General features: G+C 72.4%; 15 protein-coding genes. 9 read left to right on the forward strand and 6 right to left on the reverse strand.

All coding sequences use genetic code 11. The features are described 5' to 3' along the window. Positions 1 to 91 precede the first annotated feature (91 nt). A complete protein-coding gene (locus tag ACZ516_RS09810; protein ID WP_358584415.1) occupies positions 92 to 997 on the forward strand; it encodes a LysR substrate-binding domain-containing protein in 906 nt (301 codons plus the stop codon). On the opposite strand, the gene ACZ516_RS09815 is transcribed toward ACZ516_RS09810, so the two are convergent. Continuing rightward, a complete protein-coding gene (locus ACZ516_RS09815) occupies positions 994 to 1,974 on the reverse strand; it encodes an Lrp/AsnC family transcriptional regulator (protein ID WP_469009444.1) in 981 nt (326 codons plus the stop codon). The two genes, ACZ516_RS09810 and ACZ516_RS09815, sit on opposite strands and share 4 nt — an antisense overlap. A 121-nt stretch (positions 1,975 to 2,095) precedes the next feature. Here ACZ516_RS09815 and ACZ516_RS09820 point away from each other — a divergent pair, with 121 nt between their 5' ends. The 3 genes from ACZ516_RS09820 (at position 2,096) to ACZ516_RS09830 (ending at position 6,729) form a co-directional block, all read left to right on the forward strand. Next, on the forward strand, positions 2,096 to 3,607 hold the full coding sequence (locus ACZ516_RS09820; RefSeq protein ID WP_469009446.1) for an MFS transporter: 1,512 nt from the start codon (positions 2,096 to 2,098) through the stop codon (positions 3,605 to 3,607). 289 nt (positions 3,608 to 3,896) lie between these two features. After that, on the forward strand, positions 3,897 to 5,720 hold the full coding sequence (locus ACZ516_RS09825; protein WP_358584412.1) for an AMP-dependent synthetase/ligase: 1,824 nt from the start codon (positions 3,897 to 3,899) through the stop codon (positions 5,718 to 5,720). A gap of 217 nt (positions 5,721 to 5,937) precedes the next feature. After that, positions 5,938 to 6,729, forward strand: coding sequence for an aldo/keto reductase (locus tag ACZ516_RS09830; RefSeq protein ID WP_469009637.1), 792 nt, complete (start codon positions 5,938 to 5,940; stop codon positions 6,727 to 6,729). Between the two features lie 98 nt (positions 6,730 to 6,827). Here ACZ516_RS09830 and ACZ516_RS09835 read toward each other — a convergent pair whose 3' ends face one another. The 4 genes from ACZ516_RS09835 to ACZ516_RS09850 all read right to left on the reverse strand — a co-directional run bounded on the left by ACZ516_RS09835 (position 6,828) and on the right by ACZ516_RS09850 (position 9,542). Continuing rightward, positions 6,828 to 7,214: a CU044_2847 family protein gene (locus tag ACZ516_RS09835; RefSeq protein WP_469009447.1), complete on the reverse strand. Its 387-nt coding sequence runs from the start codon at positions 7,212 to 7,214 to the stop codon at positions 6,828 to 6,830. 135 nt (positions 7,215 to 7,349) lie between these two features. Then, on the reverse strand, positions 7,350 to 8,366 hold the full coding sequence (locus ACZ516_RS09840) for a class I SAM-dependent methyltransferase (RefSeq protein ID WP_469009448.1): 1,017 nt from the start codon (positions 8,364 to 8,366) through the stop codon (positions 7,350 to 7,352). Between the two features lie 112 nt (positions 8,367 to 8,478). After that, positions 8,479 to 9,228 carry a class I SAM-dependent methyltransferase gene (locus tag ACZ516_RS09845; protein ID WP_361086547.1) on the reverse strand — a complete coding sequence of 250 codons (750 nt, stop codon included), beginning with the start codon at positions 9,226 to 9,228 and terminating at the stop codon, positions 8,479 to 8,481. A gap of 8 nt (positions 9,229 to 9,236) precedes the next feature. Further along, entirely contained in the window at positions 9,237 to 9,542 is a 306-nt protein-coding gene (locus ACZ516_RS09850) for a 4a-hydroxytetrahydrobiopterin dehydratase (RefSeq protein WP_469009449.1), read from the reverse strand. A 65-nt stretch (positions 9,543 to 9,607) separates the two neighbouring features. On the opposite strand from ACZ516_RS09850, the gene ACZ516_RS09855 reads away from it, so the two are divergent. After that, a complete protein-coding gene (locus tag ACZ516_RS09855; protein WP_469009451.1) occupies positions 9,608 to 10,462 on the forward strand; it encodes a helix-turn-helix domain-containing protein in 855 nt (284 codons plus the stop codon). Between the two features lie 46 nt (positions 10,463 to 10,508). Here ACZ516_RS09855 and ACZ516_RS09860 read toward each other — a convergent pair whose 3' ends face one another. Then, the gene (locus ACZ516_RS09860; protein ID WP_361086538.1) at positions 10,509 to 10,925 is read right to left on the reverse strand and encodes a hypothetical protein; all 417 of its coding nucleotides are present in this window, start codon (positions 10,923 to 10,925) and stop codon (positions 10,509 to 10,511) included. A gap of 280 nt (positions 10,926 to 11,205) precedes the next feature. Between ACZ516_RS09860 and ACZ516_RS09865 the strand changes: the two genes are divergently transcribed. The 4 genes from ACZ516_RS09865 to narI are packed head-to-tail and all read left to right on the forward strand — an operon-like array spanning position 11,206 to position 17,824. Next, positions 11,206 to 14,889, forward strand: coding sequence for a nitrate reductase subunit alpha (locus ACZ516_RS09865; protein ID WP_469009453.1), 3,684 nt, complete (start codon positions 11,206 to 11,208; stop codon positions 14,887 to 14,889). Further along, positions 14,890 to 16,530, forward strand: a complete 1,641-nt coding sequence (gene narH / locus ACZ516_RS09870; protein WP_361086531.1) for a nitrate reductase subunit beta — start codon at positions 14,890 to 14,892, stop codon at positions 16,528 to 16,530. After that, complete coding sequence (gene narJ / locus ACZ516_RS09875) at positions 16,527 to 17,102, forward strand: nitrate reductase molybdenum cofactor assembly chaperone (protein ID WP_358584401.1); 576 nt, start codon at positions 16,527 to 16,529, stop codon at positions 17,100 to 17,102. Before narH ends, narJ begins: the two co-directional genes overlap by 4 nt. Continuing rightward, positions 17,102 to 17,824, forward strand: coding sequence for a respiratory nitrate reductase subunit gamma (gene narI / locus ACZ516_RS09880; protein WP_469009456.1), 723 nt, complete (start codon positions 17,102 to 17,104; stop codon positions 17,822 to 17,824). The genes narJ and narI overlap by 1 nt, the downstream gene beginning before the upstream one ends. Positions 17,825 to 17,833: the final 9 nt, after the last annotated feature.

Raw genomic sequence — 17,833 nt, forward strand, 5'->3', positions numbered from 1 at the left:
CAATGCTCCTCCCGAGCCGGGCGATCGGGAAACCCGTACACCGCTCTGACTGCCATCACGGAACACGATGGGCGCGGCTAGGCTGGTGCGGGTGTACGACCCTTCGCAGCTGCGCACCTTCCTCGCGGTCGCCCAGACGCTGAACTTCACGCAGGCCGCCCGGCGCCTCGGCCTGCGCCAGTCCACGGTGAGCCAGCACGTGCGGCGCCTGGAGGAGGCCACCGGCCGGCAGCTGTTCACCCGTGACACGCACAGCGTCGAGCTGACCGAGGACGGCGAGGCGATGCTCGGCTTCGCCCGCCGCATCCTCGTGGTGCACGAGCAGGCGGCGGCGTTCTTCACGCGGACGCGGCTTCGCGGGCGGCTGCGGTTCGGGGCGTCGGAGGACTTCGTCCTGACCCGGCTCACCGACATCCTGGAGGCCTTCCGGCACGACCACCCGGACGTCGACCTGGAGCTGACCGTCGAACTGTCCGGCACGCTCCACGAGCAGCTGGACGCGGGCAGGCTCGACCTGGTGCTCGCCAAGCGGCGCCCGGAGGATCCGCGCGGCGAGCTGGTGCGCCACGACGAGCTGGTGTGGATCGGCGCGGAGCGGCTGCGGCTGGATCCGGAGCGTCCGGTACCGCTGATCGTCTATCCGCCGCCGGGCATCACCCGCGCCCTCGCCCTGGAGGCGCTGGAGCGGCGCGGCCGGGCCTGGCGGGTGGCGTGCACCAGCGGCAGCCTCAACGGCCTGGTGGCGGCGGCCCGCGCGGGGCTCGGGGTGATGGCGCACTCGCGCGGTCTGATCCCGCCGGGCCTGGTCCGCGTCCCGGACCGGGCGGGCCTGCCCGAGCTGGGCCGGGTCGACTTCGTCCTGCTGCACGGCGAGCGCCGCGCCGCCGACCAGGGCGCCGCGGACGCGCTGGCGGCGGCGATCCTCGCGAGCGGCGACCGGCTGCGGCACGGGGCCGGCCCGCCGGGCGGACGACCGGAAAGGGACGGCACGCTCTAGCGCAGGGGCCGCGGGTAGGTGAGTTCCTTGAAGCGGCGCAGGAGGGGGGCCGTCTCGATGTGGCGCACGCCGTCCAGCGGGCCGAGCCTGCCGCTCACATAGCGGTACAGCTCCGCGGTGTCGCGGGTCAGGACGCTCGCCATCAGGTTGGCGGAGCCGGAGGTCGCCGAGACATGGGCGACCTCCGGGTGTGCGGCCATCGCCCGGCCCACCGCGTCGAGGGCGCCGGGCGCGACGGTGACCCACAGGATCGCGGCGGTGGCGAAACCGAAGCACGCGGTGTCGTACTCGGTGTCCAGGTAGAGCGCCCCGGAGCCGAACAGCGCGGCGACGCGGCGCTTGACGGAGGACTCGGACAGGCCCGTGCGCCGCTGGAGTTCGGGGTAGGTGGCGCGTCCGTCGGCCTTCAGGGCGGCGACCAGGGGCTCGTCGTCGGGGGCGATGCGCACGGGACCCGGGGGCGCGGCGACCGTGGCCGGGCGCAGGGCGGCGGCCTGTGCGTCGGTCAGCGGGCGGTGCTTGCCGATCCAGCCGGTGCGTCCGCCGTAGAAGCGGTGCATGAGCTGGTGGGCGGTGATCTCGATGAGCTTCCGGGTGCGCAGGAGCTTGCCGAAGAGCAGGTCGTCGTAGTCGCCGGGGGTGTGGGGCAGCGACATGCAGACGACTTCGGTGCCCGCCGACGTCAGGTGGACCCAGGCCGTGTCGGGGCGGCGGGCCAGGGCGGCCGCGATGGCCTCGGCCCCGTCCGGTGTGCAGCGCAGCCGCAGCATCCACTGGTCCCTGCCGAGCAGCGCGCTGTCCCGGACGCCGATGACGCGCAGGCCCGCGCCGGCGCGCAGCCGGCGGAAGCGGCGCGCGACGGTCTGGTCGGAGACGCCGAGCACGCCCGCGATGCGGCTGAAGGACGCCCTGCCGTCGATCTCCAGGGCGTGCACCACCTGGCGGTCCAGGGCGTCGAAGACATCGGATTCCACCACTGAGCCCTCCTCTGTGTCGGATCCGTGCGCGCAGAGGCCTCCAGGCACCGGGACCGGTCGCCGCCGCCTCATCGTACGGATACGCACACATGCTCGTACGACAAGTCGGAGGAAGAGGGAAATGCGCAGATGGGGGCCGCTCACGGCGGTGTCTCTCGGGACCTTCATGCTTTTGCTGGACGTGACCATCGTGGTGGTGGCGCTGCCCGACATGGCGCGGGCGCTGGACGCCTCGCTCAGTGACCTCCAATGGGTCATCGACGGCTACGCCCTCGCCCTCGCCGCGCTGCTGCTCGGGATCGGCGCCGCCGCCGACGTGCTGGGGCGGCGGCGGCTCAACGTGGCGGGGACCGCGCTGTTCGCCCTGGCCTCACTGGGGTGCGGCCTGGCGTCGGACGCCGAGCTGCTGGTGGCGGCCCGGGCGCTGCAAGGAGTGGGCGCCGCCGCCATGTTCGCGACGACCCTGCCGCTGCTCGGCGCCGCCTACCAGGGGCGCGAGCGGTCGGTCGCCCTCGGCGTGTGGGGCGCGGTGAGCGGGGCGTCGGCCGCGCTCGGCCCGATCGTCGGCGGGGTGCTCGCGGAGGGGCCGGGCTGGCGCTGGATCTTCTTCGTGAACCTGCCGGTGAGCGTGGTGTCGATCTGGCTGACGCTGCGTGTGGTGCCCGAGTCCCGGGCCGCCGCCGGGCGGCGGGTCGACTGGGCGGGGACGGTCGCGTTCGCGGGCTTCGCGGGGGCGGGGACGTATGGCGTGCTGCGCGGCGGCGCCGAGGGCTGGACGTCGGCGCCCACCGCCGCGGCCTTCGCGCTCTCCGCGCTCGCGCTGCTCTGCTTCGTGCTGGTGGAGCGGTGGGTCGCCCATCCGCTGCTCGATCTGCGGCTGCTGCGCAAGCCCGCGTTCACCGGGGTGCTGATCGGCGCGCTCGGCTACAACGCGGCGGCGTTCGGGGTCATCCCCTATTTCTCGCTGTGGCTCCAGACCGTGCTCGGCCTGAGCCCGGTGCGCGGCGGACTCGTGCTGCTGCCGCTGGCGGCCACGTCGTTCGTGGTCGCGCTGATCAGCGGGCGCCTGCTGCACGGTGTGGCGCCGCGCCTGGTCATCGGCGTCGGTCTGCTCCTTGTCGGCGCGGGCGGCCTGTGCACGGCGGTGCTCGACGCCTCCTCGTCCTGGACGGCGCTCGCCCCCGGGCTGACCCTCGCGGGGCTCGGTACGGGGCTGGTGGCGCCGGGGCTCGCCGGGGCGGCGCTGGCCGCGGTGCCGCCCGCGAACGCCGGGATGGCGGGCGGCGCGGTCAACACCTTCCGCCAGCTCGGCTACGCGGTCGGGGTCGCCCTGTTCGGCACGGTGCTGACCTCGCGCATGGCGGACTCGCTCGGGCACGACGCGGCACACGCCGTCGCGGGCGGCGGCGCGCGGGACCCGCACGGCACCCTCTCCGAGCACGCGGTGCGGGCGGCCTTCGCGGACGGGCTGAACGGGGCGTCCCTCGCGGCGGGCGTCACGGGGCTCGCCGCCGGGGTGCTGGTGCTCGTCCTGGTGCGGACGCCGGGGCGGCGGCCGGGGGCGGCGGACGCGGTTGCCTCGGGCGTGTCCCGCGACGAGCGGGAGCCCGCCACCGCCCGGCAGCGGGCGTAGGCACGGCGGCGGGCGGTGGGCGGCACCCTGCGGGCGCAGGGTGCTGCCCGCGCGGGGGTCCGAGCTGGGGGGTGCCGCGCCTCTGCACGCCACGTACAGATTCGGTGGAGATTACGGTACCGAAACTTACTCAAGCGTAAGTAATCTGTCCCGCCGTTCCCCTTGTGGCCGCATTTCCACCTGCTGACCTGTGCTGATGGTCCGTACCGCCCGCCCATCGGCCCCCTCCCGCGACGCCGTGGCGTGGGGTACGGTCACGGCGCTGTGCGGAGCGCCACGAGGAGCATCATTGCGCGAGTTCACGAACCCTCCGACGGCGTCGGCGCCGCCGGCGGGCGGTCTTGCCGACGCTGTCTTCGACCATGCCCGTGCGGATCCGACGCGCGTCGCCCTGGGCCGCAAGTCGGACGGACGGTGGCACGACGTCACCTCGGGAGAGTTCCGTGACGAGGTGCTGGCCCTGGCGAAGGGCCTGATCGCGCAGGGCGTACGGTTCGGTGACCGCGTCGCCATCATGTGCCGCACCCGCTACGAGTGGACGCTGTTCGACTTCGCGCTGTGGACCATCGGCGCCCAGGTCGTGCCCGTCTATCCGACCTCCTCGGCCGAGCAGGTCCACTGGATGCTGCACGACGCGGGGGTCAGCGCCGCGATGGTCGAGCACGAGGACCACGCGATGACGATCGGCTCGGTCGTCGACCGGCTGCCGCAGCTGCGCCGCCTGTGGCAGCTGGACGCCGACGCCGTGGCCGAACTGAACGGCGCGGGCCTGGACATCGACGACGAGGTGGTGCACCGCCACCGCCGGGCGGTCACCCCGGACTCGATCGCCACGATCATCTACACGTCCGGCACCACCGGCCGCCCCAAGGGCTGTCTGATCTCGCACGCGAACCTGATGTTCGAGGCGGATGTGATGGTCGCACGCTGGGAGCCGGTCTTCCGCGCCAAGCGCGGCGAAGAGGCCACGACGCTGCTGTTCCTGCCGCTCGCGCACGTGTTCGGCCGGATGGTGCAGGTCGCCGCCGTGCGGGGGCGGGTCAAGATGGGGCACCAGCCGAACCTCAACGCGGCGGCGCTGCTGCCGGACCTGGCCGCGTTCCGGCCCTCGTTCATCCTGGCCGTGCCCTACATCTTCGAAAAGGTGTTCAACGCGGCGCGGCGCAAGGCGGAGAAGGAGGGCAGGGCGGGTCCGTTCGACAAGGCCGTCGAGTGCGCGGTGCGCTACGCGGACGCGATGGAGGCGAAGGCCTTCGGCTCGGGCCCCGGCCCGTCGGCCGCCCTGCGCGTGCAGCACCAGCTGTTCGACAAGCTCGTCTACGCCAAGGTGCGCGAGGCGATGGGCGGCCGGGTGCGACACGCGATGTCGGGCGGCTCGGGCATGGACCGGCGGCTCGGCCTGTTCTTCGCGGGCGCCGGCGTGACGATCTACGAGGGGTACGGGCTGACCGAGTCGACGGCCGCCGCGGCCGCCAACCCGCCCGAGCGCACCCGCTACGGCACGGTGGGGCAGCCCATCCCGGGGACGACGGTGCACATCGCGGAGGACGGGGAGATCTGGCTGCGCGGCGACAACGTCTTCCAGGGCTATCTGAACGCCCCGCAGGCCACGGAGGCGACCCTGCGCGACGGCTGGCTCGCCACCGGCGACCTGGGCTCGCTCGACGAGGACGGCTACCTGACGATCACCGGGCGCAAGAAGGAGATCCTGGTGACGTCCGGCGGAAAGAGCGTCTCGCCGGTCCAGCTGGAGGAGCGGGTGCGCGACCATCCGCTGGTCGCGCAGTGCATCGTCGTCGGCAACGACCGCCCCTACATCGCCGCCCTCGTCACCCTGGACAGGGAAGCCGTCGAGCACTGGCTGACGATGCGGCGCAAGCCGCTCCTTCCCGCCGGCGAGCTGGTGCGGGACCCGGATCTGGAGACGGAGGTGCGGCGGGCCGTCGTCGCCGCCAACACGCTCGTCTCGCAGGCGGAGTCGATCCGTACGTTCCGGATACTGGCGCATCAGTTCAGCGAGGAGCACGGACTGCTCACGCCTTCGCTGAAGCTGAAGCGGAAGGCCATCGAGGACCTCTACGCGGCCGAGGTCGACGCCCTGTACCACGTCTGACCAGGCACTTCCCTCGCCCGGCCCCGCGCATCGGTGGCGTGATCGTGGGCACACGATGGCATGTGGTCGCACGTCCGGGGCGTGCGGGACCGCATGCTTCCGTCTCAGGAATGCGGCGTCGCCCCTGATCGTTGACCATGGGAGAACCACCCGACGACTGAAGGATCGAGAGCTCGTGAGCAAGGTCCCCCCGATCATCCTGAACAACGGCGTCGAGATGCCGCAGCTCGGTTTCGGCGTGTGGCAGGTGCCGGACGACGAGGCCGAGGCGGCCGTCACGACGGCACTGGAGGCCGGGTACCGCAGTATCGACACCGCGGCGATCTACGGCAACGAAGAGGGCACGGGCAAGGCCATCGCCGCCTCCGGTGTGCCCCGTGAGGAGCTGTTCGTCACGACGAAGCTCTGGAACAGCGACCAGGGTCACGACGCGACCTTGCGTGCCTTCGACACCTCGCTCGAGAAGCTGGGGCTCGACCATGTGGACCTGTACCTCATCCACTGGCCGATGCCGTCCAAGGACACCTACGTCGACACGTACAAGGCCTTCGAGAAGATCCAGGCCGACGGCCGCGCCAAGTCCATCGGCGTGTCGAACTTCCTGCCGGAGCACCTGGAGCGGCTGATCTCCGAGACGTCGGTCATCCCCGCCGTCAACCAGATCGAGCTGCACCCGCACCTCCAGCAGCGCGCCTCGCGCGAGTTCCACGCCGAGCAGGGCATCGCCACGGAGGCGTGGTCGCCGCTCGGCCAGGGCAAGGGGCTCCTGGACGTCCCGGCGATCGTCGCCATCGCGCGCAAGCACGGGCGCACGCCCGCGCAGATCGTGCTGCGCTGGCACATCCAGCTGGGCAACGTGGTGATCCCCAAGTCCGTGACCCCGTCGCGGATCAAGGAGAACATCGACGTCTTCGACTTCGAGCTGGACCCCGAGGACATGGCGGCGATCTCGGCCCTGAACGAGGACCGCCGTCTCGGCCCGGACCCGGCGACGTTCGACACGGTGTAAGCGGTGTAAGCGGTGCAAGACGGGCGGGCGGCCCCGGACAGGCAAGGGTCCGGGCCCGCCCGTTCGCCTACCCGGGCCTGCCCGGGCCCTTCCCGTTCCTACCCCGCGTCCCGGCGCCCCTCGTCCCCCGCGTCCTGATCCGTCCGCCCGCCGCCCTGTGGCTCAGCGCGGCGCGACCAGGTCAGCCGTACGGTCAGATGGCCCTCGGTCGCCGTCCTGGCGATGACCGCGCCGGCCGCCACCGTGAGTTTGACGCCGAATTCGAGCTCGATCGTGTCGGGGTCCAGGGCCCGCTCCCGGAAGGTCCGCAGCGCCGACAGCGCGGCGCCCCGCACCTGCCCGAGCGCCGACTCGAAGCGCCCCTCGACCTCGTGGACCTCACCGGCCTCGCCCCGCCGCGACACGGACCGCAAACCAGGGTCCGTGGACTCCACTTCGACCACGACGGGCCCCTGCTCGGACTCCCAGCGCACCAACTCACCCACGTGCGGCTCCCCCTCCACGGTTCGGGCCTCGCCCGGCGCTGCCCCGGCTCTCGAAGGTAGCGTCAACAGGGCTTGCGGTAGCGGGTGTTCGGCAGATACGTGTGCCACTGGGCGCGCCCGAGCCGCTGCTGACCCCTACACGTCGGCCGGGTCCTTCACCGCCACGTGCACCGTCTGCGCCGAGAGCAGGAACAGATCGGGGCGGTGGTGCAGGCTCTGCGGGTCGTTCTCGTCCAGGAGGCGGTCGAACGTGGCGAGGTCCTCGGGGGTGAAGCGCTCCTCGTGCATCTCGCGGCGGCGGGTGAACTCCTCGATCACGTGGGCGCGGGCGTCCTCGGGGAGCGGCGCCGGCAGGTCGAGGAGGAAGCTGCGGGTCGCCACGTGGCGCAGGCCCGCGCCGGTGAGGAGCGCCGGCCAGTCCTCCGGCGCGTCCTTGGTGCCCGGCAGGCTCTCCCGCATGCCGGCGAACCACGCCTCGTCGGAGGCTTCGAGGCGGGAGAGGAGGCCGGGGCGGCCGAAGCCGATGTCACGGGGGAGGTAGCGGGCGTTCAGGCCGCCTTCCAGGAGGGCGATCGCGCCGCCCGGGGCGAGGCGGCCGGCCAGCGCGGCCAGCGCGGCGCTCTGGTCGCCGACGTGGTGCAGGGACTTGCACAGCCACAGGAGGTCGGCGGTCGGTACGTCGCCGATGTCGTCCGGCAGCGCGGCGCGCACGGCGTCGAAGCGGCCGGTCAGGCCCTCGCGGGCGGCGCGCTCGCGGGCCCGCTCCAGGAGGGGTTCCTCGGGGTCCGCCGCGACGATCCGCGCCGTGGGGAAGGCCTCCGCCAGCAGGAAGGAGACGGCGCCCGGGCCGCTGCCGACGTCCACGACGACGCCGGGCTCCGGGACCCAGGCGCGCAGCCAGGCGGCGACCTCGCCGTACAGCGGCGCGGCGATCCGCGCGTAACGCTCCAGCATGGTGCCCATGGCGGCCCAGTCCATGTCCTTGCCGTCATGGCCGTGGCCGTGACTGTGACTGTGACCGCTGTGGCTGTGGCCGCTGTGGCCGTGCCCGCCTCCGTGGCCGTCGCTCTTGTGGCCCGCGCCCACACCCTCCCCCCGCGCGTCTCCCGGCGCCTGGTTCTCGTCCTGGACCTGTCCCTGCCGCTGCGCCATCGCTGTGCCGCCTTCCGGTTCGCTGCCCTCGTGGTGGTCAGGGACCAGCCTGCTCCCGCCTCCCGGTTTTCGCCCACTCACGTTGCCGATACCGCAAAAGACGGCAGGGCCCTCACGCGGCTCGTGTCCGTTTGCGGAACGCGCGCAGGCCGAAGCGCGGGTCGGGGCGCGGCACGTCCTGGTCGGGGAGGGCGGCGAGCCGGGCCGCGAGGCGCGCGGCCAGTGGCCCGTCGGGCGGGATCTGCGTGAACCAGCCCCGGCGGAGGTCGTCGGCGGTGGAGCGGGGCGAGCGGCCCTGGCCGTGGCCGGTGAAGCGGGACCGGCCGGCGGGAGCCATGCCGTGCTCGGCCGCGTACACCGCGACGGCCTCGGCGCGGTCGACGGCGGGGCGCACCGGTCGCGGGGCGAGCACGACGTCGATGTCGCTGCCGACGTCGTGCGAGGCGGCCTTGTCCACGGTGGTGACATAGGTGCCGCCGGGCCGCAGCACGCGCGCGCACTCGCCGACGACCGCCGCCGTCTCCTCGGGCCCGGGCATCAGGTGCAGCAGCCACACGGTGCTCACCGCGTCGAACGTGTCGTCGGGGAAGGGCAGTCGTCGGCTGTCGCCGAGGACGATGGCGCCCGGCAGCCGGTCCGCCGCCATCCGGGCCATGCGGTACGTCGCGTCGACCCCGGTCACCCGCAGGCCCTCATGGGCGGCGAGGCGGCGCGTGACCAGGCCGGTGCCGCAGGCGACGTCGAGGAGGGTGCGGGTGGGGGACGGCAGCAGGCCGAGGACGGCGGCCGCGGCGGCCGCGGCGCGGGGTTCGCCGCCGCGCGAGGCGTCGTAGCGGTCGGCTTCCTCGCTGTAGTCCAGCATGGCGAGGCTCACTCGGCGCCGTGGGCCGGGGCCAACCCCTCGACCCTGCGGGCGAGTTCGAAGTCGAGGGCGGTGAGCGCGCCGCCCGCGCTGTGCGTGTGCACGGACAGCGTGACGGTGTGGTGGCCGAGGGTCAGGTCGGCGTGGTGGTCGAGTTCGTCCTGCGTCCGCGCGATGTGGACGACCAGGCCGGTCGCCGCGAAGTGCGAGCCGAGCCGGTAGGAGCGGGTGAGTTTGCCGTCGGCCAGGGACCAGCCGGGCAGCTCGGTCAGACGGTCCTCGATCTCTTCGTGCGGGAGCGGTGCGCGGGACATGGGGGATGGTCCTTCCTCGGGGTCGCTCCCACCTTGCCACAGCCCCTTTGGACTACCGTCTACGTATGACCACCGCCGCGCCCGCCACGGGGACCATCAAAGGCAAGGCCAAGGGCAACGACATCAGGGGGAACGCCACCGGAGTGGGCCCGCTGCTGCGCTGCTGGCGCGAGCGGCGCCGGCTGAGCCAGTTGGAACTGGCCCTGCGCGCCGACTCGTCCGCGCGGCACATCAGCTTCATCGAGACGGGCCGCTCACGCCCGAGCGAGGAGCTGGTGCTGCGCCTCGCCGACCACCTCGACGTGCCGGTGCGGGAGCGCAACTCCCTGTTGCTGGCAGCCGGTTACGCGCCGCGCTTCCGGGAGACGCCGCTGGGGGACCCCTCGATGGGGATGCTCCGCGAGGGCCTGGAGCAGCTTCTGACGGGGTATGAGCCGTATCCGGCGCTGGTGGTCGACGCGGCGTACGACGTGGTCGCGGCGAACCGCGGCATCGCGCTGCTGCTGGAGGGCCTTCCGGAGCGTCTGCTGGCGCCGCCCCTGAACGCCATGCGGCTGACCCTGCACCCCGAGGGTCTCGCCACCAAGATCCGCAATCTGCGGGAGTGGCGCGGCCATCTGCTGCACCAGATGGAGCGGCAGATCGCGCTGCAGCGCTCGGACGCCCTGCGGAAGGTGTACGAGGAGGTGGCCGCGTATCCGGTGCGCGATCCGGGGGTGGACGCCTTCGAGGCGGGGACGGACGTGCCGTACTTCGCGCTGCCCCTGCGGATCGAGCACGAGGGGCACGTCCTGTCCTTCATCTCGTCGATCTCGACGTTCAACACCCCCATGGACGTGACCGTCGCCGAGCTGGCCATCGAGACGCTGCTCCCGGCCGACCCGGCGACGACGAAGTTCCTCCAGACCCGGATGGCCTGAGTGACCTGGATGGCCTGAGAGACCCGGATGGCGTGAGGGCTCCGGCTCAGGCCTTCGCCGCGCGCAGCGCCGCGTACTGGAGCGCCGCGAAGCCGCCGACGGTGACGGCCTGCATCGGGATCCAGACCGCGCCCGCCGTGCTGGGCGACAGCCACAGGGCGAGGGCGAGGACGCTGAGCAGGGCCCAGGCGGCGTTGCCCTCGATCACCGCGCGCACGCCGAACGTCGGCGGGCTCTTGCGGGCGGCGAGGTAGCCGACGCCCGCGCCGTAGGCGGTGAGGAAGACGCCGAGGCCGAGCAGCAGCCCGGAGTCGACGCCGAGGAAGCGTCCGAGGGGCCCCGAGGCGGCGACGTACGCGAGGCCGTTGCCGGCGGTCACGAGGGCGTCGAGGCCGAGGAAGCGGCGCAGCATGGTGGTCGGGTCGGTGGTGCGGGCGAGGGCGGTGAGCTGGTAGGTCGTCATGGCGGGCTGCCTCCGGCGGTGCGGGGTGGATGGTGCGGGGCGCCGGATCGGCTCCGCGGTGCCGCGGTCCCGATCCGGTGACACCACTGTGCCGAGCGCGCGCCGCCCGGTCGATTACGTCACAGGTAATGCCGCCCATGACCTCCCGGAACCCGCGCCGGAGCGCCCGCGCGGCCGGGCCCGCGACCCGTACGGGCGCAACCCGTACGGCCGCCACCGGAAGGTGCCCCGGCCGCCCCGCCCCTAGGTTCGTGGCAAGGCAGACCTAGGGAGCCCCACGGTGACAGAGACGACCGAGCCCGCCGCGGCCCTGCTGCGGGCGGGGAAGTTCCTGCGGCGCGGCACCACCGCCCCCGACCTGCACAGCGTCGCGCTGACCGGCGGCCGGGACGCGGACGCCTTCTACCGGGACCGCTGGAGCCACGACAAGGTCGTGAACTCCACGCACGGCGTGAACTGCACCGGGTCCTGCCGTTGGAAGGTGTACGTCAAGGACGGCATCATCACCTGGGAGACGCAGGCGACGGACTATCCGAGCGTCGGCCCGGACCGCCCGGAGTACGAGCCGCGCGGCTGCCCGAGGGGCGCCGCGTTCTCCTGGTACACCTACTCCCCGACCCGCGTCCGCTACCCCTATCTGCGCGGCGTCCTCGTGGAGATGTACCGGGAGGCGAAGGCCCGTCTGAAGGACCCGGTGCTCGCCTGGGCGGACATCCAGGGCGACCCGGAGCGCCGGCGCCGCTACCAACAGGCGCGCGGCAAGGGCGGGTTGGTGCGGGCCGGCTGGGACGAGGCCGTGGAGATCATCGCGGCGGCGCACGTCCACACGATCAAGACGTACGGTCCCGACCGCGTCGCCGGTTTCTCCCCCATCCCCGCGATGTCGATGGTCTCGCACGCCGCCGGCGCCCGCTTCATGGGTCTGATCGGCGCGCCGATGCTCTCCTTCTACGACTGGTACGCGGATCTCCCCGTGGCCTCGCCGCAGGTGTTCGGCGACCAGACGGACGTACCGGAGTCGGGTGACTGGTGGGACGCCGCGTATCTGGTGATGTGGGGTTCGAACGTGCCGGTGACGCGGACGCCGGACGCGCACTGGATGGCCGAGGCGCGCTATCGCGGGCAGAAGGTCGTGGTCGTCGCGCCCGACTACGCCGACAACGCCAAGTTCGCCGACGAGTGGCTGCACCCGCATCCCGGCACCGACGGCGCGCTGGCCTTCGCGATGGGGCACGTCGTCCTGAAGGAGTTCTTCGTCGACCGGCAGACGGAGTTCTTCACCGACTACGTGCGCAAGTTCACCGATCTGCCCTTCCTGGTGACGCTGACCGAGCGGGACGGCGCGTACGTGCCCGCGAAGTTCCTGCGCGCCGCCGACCTCGGCGAGGACGGGGAGGGCGGTGACTGGAAGACGGCGGTGCTGGACGCGCGGACCGGGCGGCCCGCCGTGCCGAACGGCTCGCTCGGCTTCCGGTGGACCGAGTCCGGCAAGGGCCGCTGGAACCTCGACCTCGGTGCCATCGATCCGCAGCTGTCGCTGCACGGCTCCCCGGTGGCGGCGGGCGTCGAGGTGCTGCTGCCGCGCTTCGACACCGAGGGCGGCGCGCACGGCCAGGGCCGCGGCGAGGTCGTGCGCCGGGGCGTGCCCGCCACCCGCCTCGGCGGGCCGGACGGGCCGCTGGTCACCACTGTCTTCGACCTGCTGCTGGCGCAGTACGGCGTGGGGCGCGAGGGGCTGCCGGGCACCTGGCCCGCTTCGTACGAGGACGTTTCGCAACCGGGCACGCCCGCCTGGCAGGAAGCGCACACCTCCGTACCGGCCGCCAAGTGCCTGCGGATCGCCCGGGAGTTCGCGGCGACGGCGGAGAAGTCACGCGGCCGCTGCATGATCCTGATGGGCGCGGGCACCAACCACTGGTTCCACTCCGAGACGATCTACCGCTCCTTCCTCGCCCTGCTCCAGCTGACGGGCTGCCAGGGCCGCAACGGGGGCGGCTGGGCGCACTACGTCGGGCAGGAGAAGTGCCGCCCGGTGACCGGCTGGGCGACGCTGGCCGGCGGGCTCGACTGGAGCCGGCCGCCCCGGCAGATGATCGGCGCCGCCTACTGGTTCCTCCACACCGACCAGTGGCGCTACGACCGGTTCGCCGCCGATGTGCTCGCCTCGCCGCTGGGCGAGGGCCGCTTCGCGGGCATGACGGGCGCCGACTGCCTGGCCCTGTCGGCGCGGACCGGCTGGATGCCGTCGTACCCCACGTTCGACCGCAATCCCCTGGACCTCGCGGAGACCACGGACGATCCGGTGGCCAACGTCGTCGGTGAACTGAAGGCGGGCACGCTGAAGTTCGCCTGCGAGGACCCGGACGCCCCGGAGAACTGGCCGCGTGTCCTGACGCTGTGGCGCGCCAACCTCCTCGGCTCCTCCGCGAAGGGCGCCGAGTACTTCACGAAGCACCTGCTCGGCACGCACTCCTCGCTGCGCGCCGAACAGGCCGCGCCCGAGGAGCGCCCCTCCACCGTGGCGTGGCGCGAGGAGGCACCCGAGGGCAAGCTCGACCTGCTGGTCTCCCTCGACTTCCGCCAGACCTCGTCCACCCTGCTGTCGGACGTCGTCCTGCCCGCCGCGACCTGGTACGAGAAGCACGACCTGTCGACCACCGACATGCACCCCTACGTGCATGCCTTCACCCCGGCCGTCGACCCGCCCTGGCAGGCCCGCACCGACTTCGACACCTTCCGCGTGCTCGCGGAGCGGCTGAGCGAGCTGGCCGTGGGCCACCTCGGGGTCCGCAAGGACGTCGTCGCGACCGCGCTCCAGCACGACACGCCGGGCGAGACGGCGCAGCCCGGCGGGGTGGTCCTGGACTGGCGCAAGGGCGAGTGCGAGCCGGTGCCGGGCAGGACCCTGCCGAACCTCGCCGTCGTGGAGCGCGACTACACCGCGATCGGCGCGAAGTTCGCCGCGCTCGGCCCGCTGGTGGAACAGCTGGGGCTGCCCGCGAAGGGCATCGCGCTCCACCCCGACCAGGAGGTGGCGGAGCTGGGGGAACGCAACGGCGTGGTGGTCGGCGGTCCCGCCGACGGCCGCCCGGCCCTGAACACCGCCGTGAAGGCGGCCGACACCATCCTCGCCCTGTCCGGCACGACGAACGGCCGGCTGGCCACGCAGGGCTTCCACACCCTGGAGGAGCGCACCGGTCAGGAGATGGCGCACCTGGCCGCCGAGCACGAGGGCAAGCGCGTGACGTACGCCGACACGCAGGCCGCGCCCGTGCCGGTGATCACCTCGCCGGAGTGGTCGGGCAGCGAGTCCGGCGGGCGCCGCTACACCGCGTTCACCCTCAACACCGAGCACCTGAAGCCGTGGCACACCCTCACCGGGCGCCAGCACTTCTTCATCGACCACGACTGGATGCACGAGCTGGGTGAGGCGATGCCCGTCTACCGGCCGCCGCTGGACATGAACCGCCTCTTCGGCGAACCACGGCTCGGCCCCGACGGCGAGAAGGAGGTGACGGTCCGTTACCTGACGCCGCACAACAAGTGGTCGATCCACTCCGAGTACCAGGACAACCTCTTCATGCTGTCGCTCTCGCGCGGTGGCCAGTGCGTCTGGATGGCCCCGCAGGACGCGGACGCGATCGGCGTGCGCGACAACGACTGGATCGAGGCGGTCAACCGCAACGGCGTCGTCGTCGCGCGGGCCATCGTCTCGCACCGCATGCCGGCCGGCACGGTCTACATGCACCACGCCCAGGAGCGCACGGTCAACGTGCCCAAGGCGGAGGCCACCGGCCGGCGCGGCGGCATCCACAACTCCCTGACCCGGCTGATCCTCAAGCCGTCCCATCTCATCGGCGGCTACGCACAGTTGTCCTGGGCGTTCAACTACCTCGGCCCGACGGGGAACCAGCGCGACGAGGTGACGGTCATCCGCCGCAGGTCGCAGAAGGTGGAGTACTGAATGCGCGTCATGGCCCAGATCGCGATGGTGATGAACCTCGACAAGTGCATCGGCTGTCACACGTGTTCGGTCACCTGCAAGCAGGCGTGGACCAACCGGGACGGCATGGAATACGTCTGGTTCAACAACGTCGAGACCCGCCCCGGCCAGGGCTATCCGCGCCGCTACGAGGACCAGGACAAGTGGCGCGGCGGCTGGGAGCTGAACAAGCGCGGCGCCCTGAAGCTGAGGAACGGCGGCCGGATCAAGTCGCTCCTGGAGATCTTCTCCAACCCCAAGCTCCCCGAGATCAAGGACTACTACGAGCCCTGGACCTACGAGTACCGCAACCTCACCGACGCCCCGCTCGGCGACGACTACCCGGTGGCCGAGCCCCGCTCCCTGATCTCCGGCAAACCGATGAAGATCGAGTGGTCGTCGAACTGGGACGACAACCTGGGCGGCGCCACCGAGCACGGCCACCTGGACCCGATGGTCGACAAGGTGCGCCAACAGGCGAGCGAGAAGGTGAAGTTCGCGTTCGAGCAGACGTTCATGTTCTATCTGCCCCGCATCTGCGAGCACTGCCTGAACCCGTCGTGCGTGGCGTCCTGTCCGTCCGGCGCGATGTACAAGCGGGCGGAGGACGGCATCGTCCTGGTCGACCAGGACCACTGCCGGGGCTGGCGCAAGTGCGTGACCGGCTGCCCGTACAAGAAGGTCTACTTCAACCACCGCACCGGCAAGGCCGAGAAGTGCACGATGTGCTACCCGCGCGTCGAGGTCGGCCTGCCCACCGTCTGCTCGGAGACGTGCGTGGGCCGGCTGCGCTACCTCGGTGTCATCCTCTACGACGCCGACAAGGTGACGGCCGCGGCCGCCGAGCCGGATGAACACAAGCTGTACCAGGCCCAGTTGGACGTCTTCCTCGACCCCGAGGACCCCGAGGTGCGGGGCGCGGCCGAGCGGGCCGGCATCTCGTACGACTGGATCGAGGCGGCCCGTCGCTCCCCCGTGCACGCGCTGATCAGCACCTACCGGGTCGCGCTGCCGTTGCACCCGGAGTACCGCACCATGCCGATGGTCTGGTACATCCCACCCCTGTCACCGGTGGTGGACGCGCTGACGGAGACCGGGCACGACGGCGAGGACGCCGCGAACCTCTTCGGCGCCATCGACACCCTGCGCATCCCGCTGGAGTACCTCGCGGAGATCTTCACCGCGGGGGACGTGGGCCCGGTGCGGGCCTCGCTGGAGAAGCTCGCGGCGATGCGGGCGCACATGCGGGCCGTGAACCTCGGCGACACCCCCGACGGCGACGTGGCGCGGTCGGTGGGGATGTCGGGGCCGCAGATCGAGCAGATGTACCGGCTGCTGGCCATCGCCAAGTACGACGAGCGGTACGTCATCCCGACCGCGGCCCTCGGCGACGCGCGGCGCCTGGAGGAGTCGGCCCTTCCCGAACTCTCCGACTCCTGCAGCCTCGACTTCGAGGGCGGCCCCGGCATGGGCGGCGACGGGCCGTTCGGCCAGGACTCGGGGCGCCGGCAGCTGCCGCTGGTCACCATCGAGAACTTCCACACGCTCCGCGACCGGCAGACCGCCGACCGGGAGCCGAGCGCCGCCGAGAAGGCCCACGCGGCCGAGGAGGACGACCAGTGACCACCGAGCACGCCGTCCTCCACCAGGCCGCCGCGTTCTGCCTCGCCTACCCCGACGAGGAGTTCCACGCGCGGCTGCCGCTGCTGCGGGCCGCCGCTCCCCCGCCGCTGGCCGGCTTTGTGGCGTACGCCGAGACCACCGCGCCCCGCGAGCTCGCCGCGCACTACGTCCAGGTCTTCGACTTCAAGAACCGCCACAGCCTGTACCTGAGCTGGTGGCGGGACGGCGACACCCGGCGGCGCGGCATGGCCCTGGTCCGCTTCAAGGAGGCCTACCGCGCGCACGGACTGGAGTTCACCGGCGAGGAGCTGCCGGACTTCCTGCCCGCGGTCCTGGAGTTCTCCGCGCGGGCGGGCCCGGAGCTGCTCATCGAGCACCGCGGCGGTCTGGAGCTGCTGCGGATCGCGCTCGGCGAGTGCGGCACGCCGTACGCGGAGGTGCTCGACGCGGTGTGCGCGACCCTGCCCGGCCCCTCGCCCAAGGACCGCGCCGAGGCGCTCGCGCTTGCCCGCTCGGGGCCGCCGCGCGAGGACGTCGGCCTGGAACCCTTCGCACTCATCGGGGAGCACTGATGGAAACGCTGCTGTGGGGGGCCCTGCCCTACCTCGCCCTCGTGCTGCTCGTCGCCGGCACGATCTGGCGCTACCGCTACGACAAGTTCGGCTGGACGACCCGCTCCTCGCAGGTCTACGAGTCCAAGCTGCTGAACATCGCCTCCCCGATGTTCCACTACGGCATCCTCTTCGTCCTCGTCGGGCACCTGGTCGGCCTGTTCCTTCCCGAGTCGTGGACGGACAAGGCGGGCGTCAGCGAGCACACCTACCACCTGTTCTCGCTGTACGGCGGCACGGCGGCCGGCGTCCTGCTCGTACTCGGCATCCTGCTGCTGCTCTACCGGCGGCGGACCAACACGCCGGTGTTCCGCGCGACGACCGCCAACGACAAGCTGATGTACCTGGTGCTGTTCGCGGCGATCGTCCTCGGCATGGTCGCGAAGCTCTCGCACGCCTCCGGCGACGGCTACAACTACCGTGACTCCATCGCCCCTTGGGCCCGCAGCCTGTTCACGCTCCGCCCGGACATCGACCGGATGACGGGCGTGCCGCTGCTGTACGAGATCCACGCGGTGGTGGGCATGGCGCTCTTCGCGCTGGTGCCGTTCACCCGTCTGATCCACATGTTCAGCGCGCCGCTCCAGTACCTCTTCCGGCCGTACGTGGTCTACCGCGCCCGGGACCCGCGGCGGCTGGGGACGCGTCCGGAGCGGCGCGGCTGGGAGCGTACCGGCTCTTGAGCCGCCCCG

This window comes from Streptomyces sp. NPDC034037, assembly GCF_055575715.1.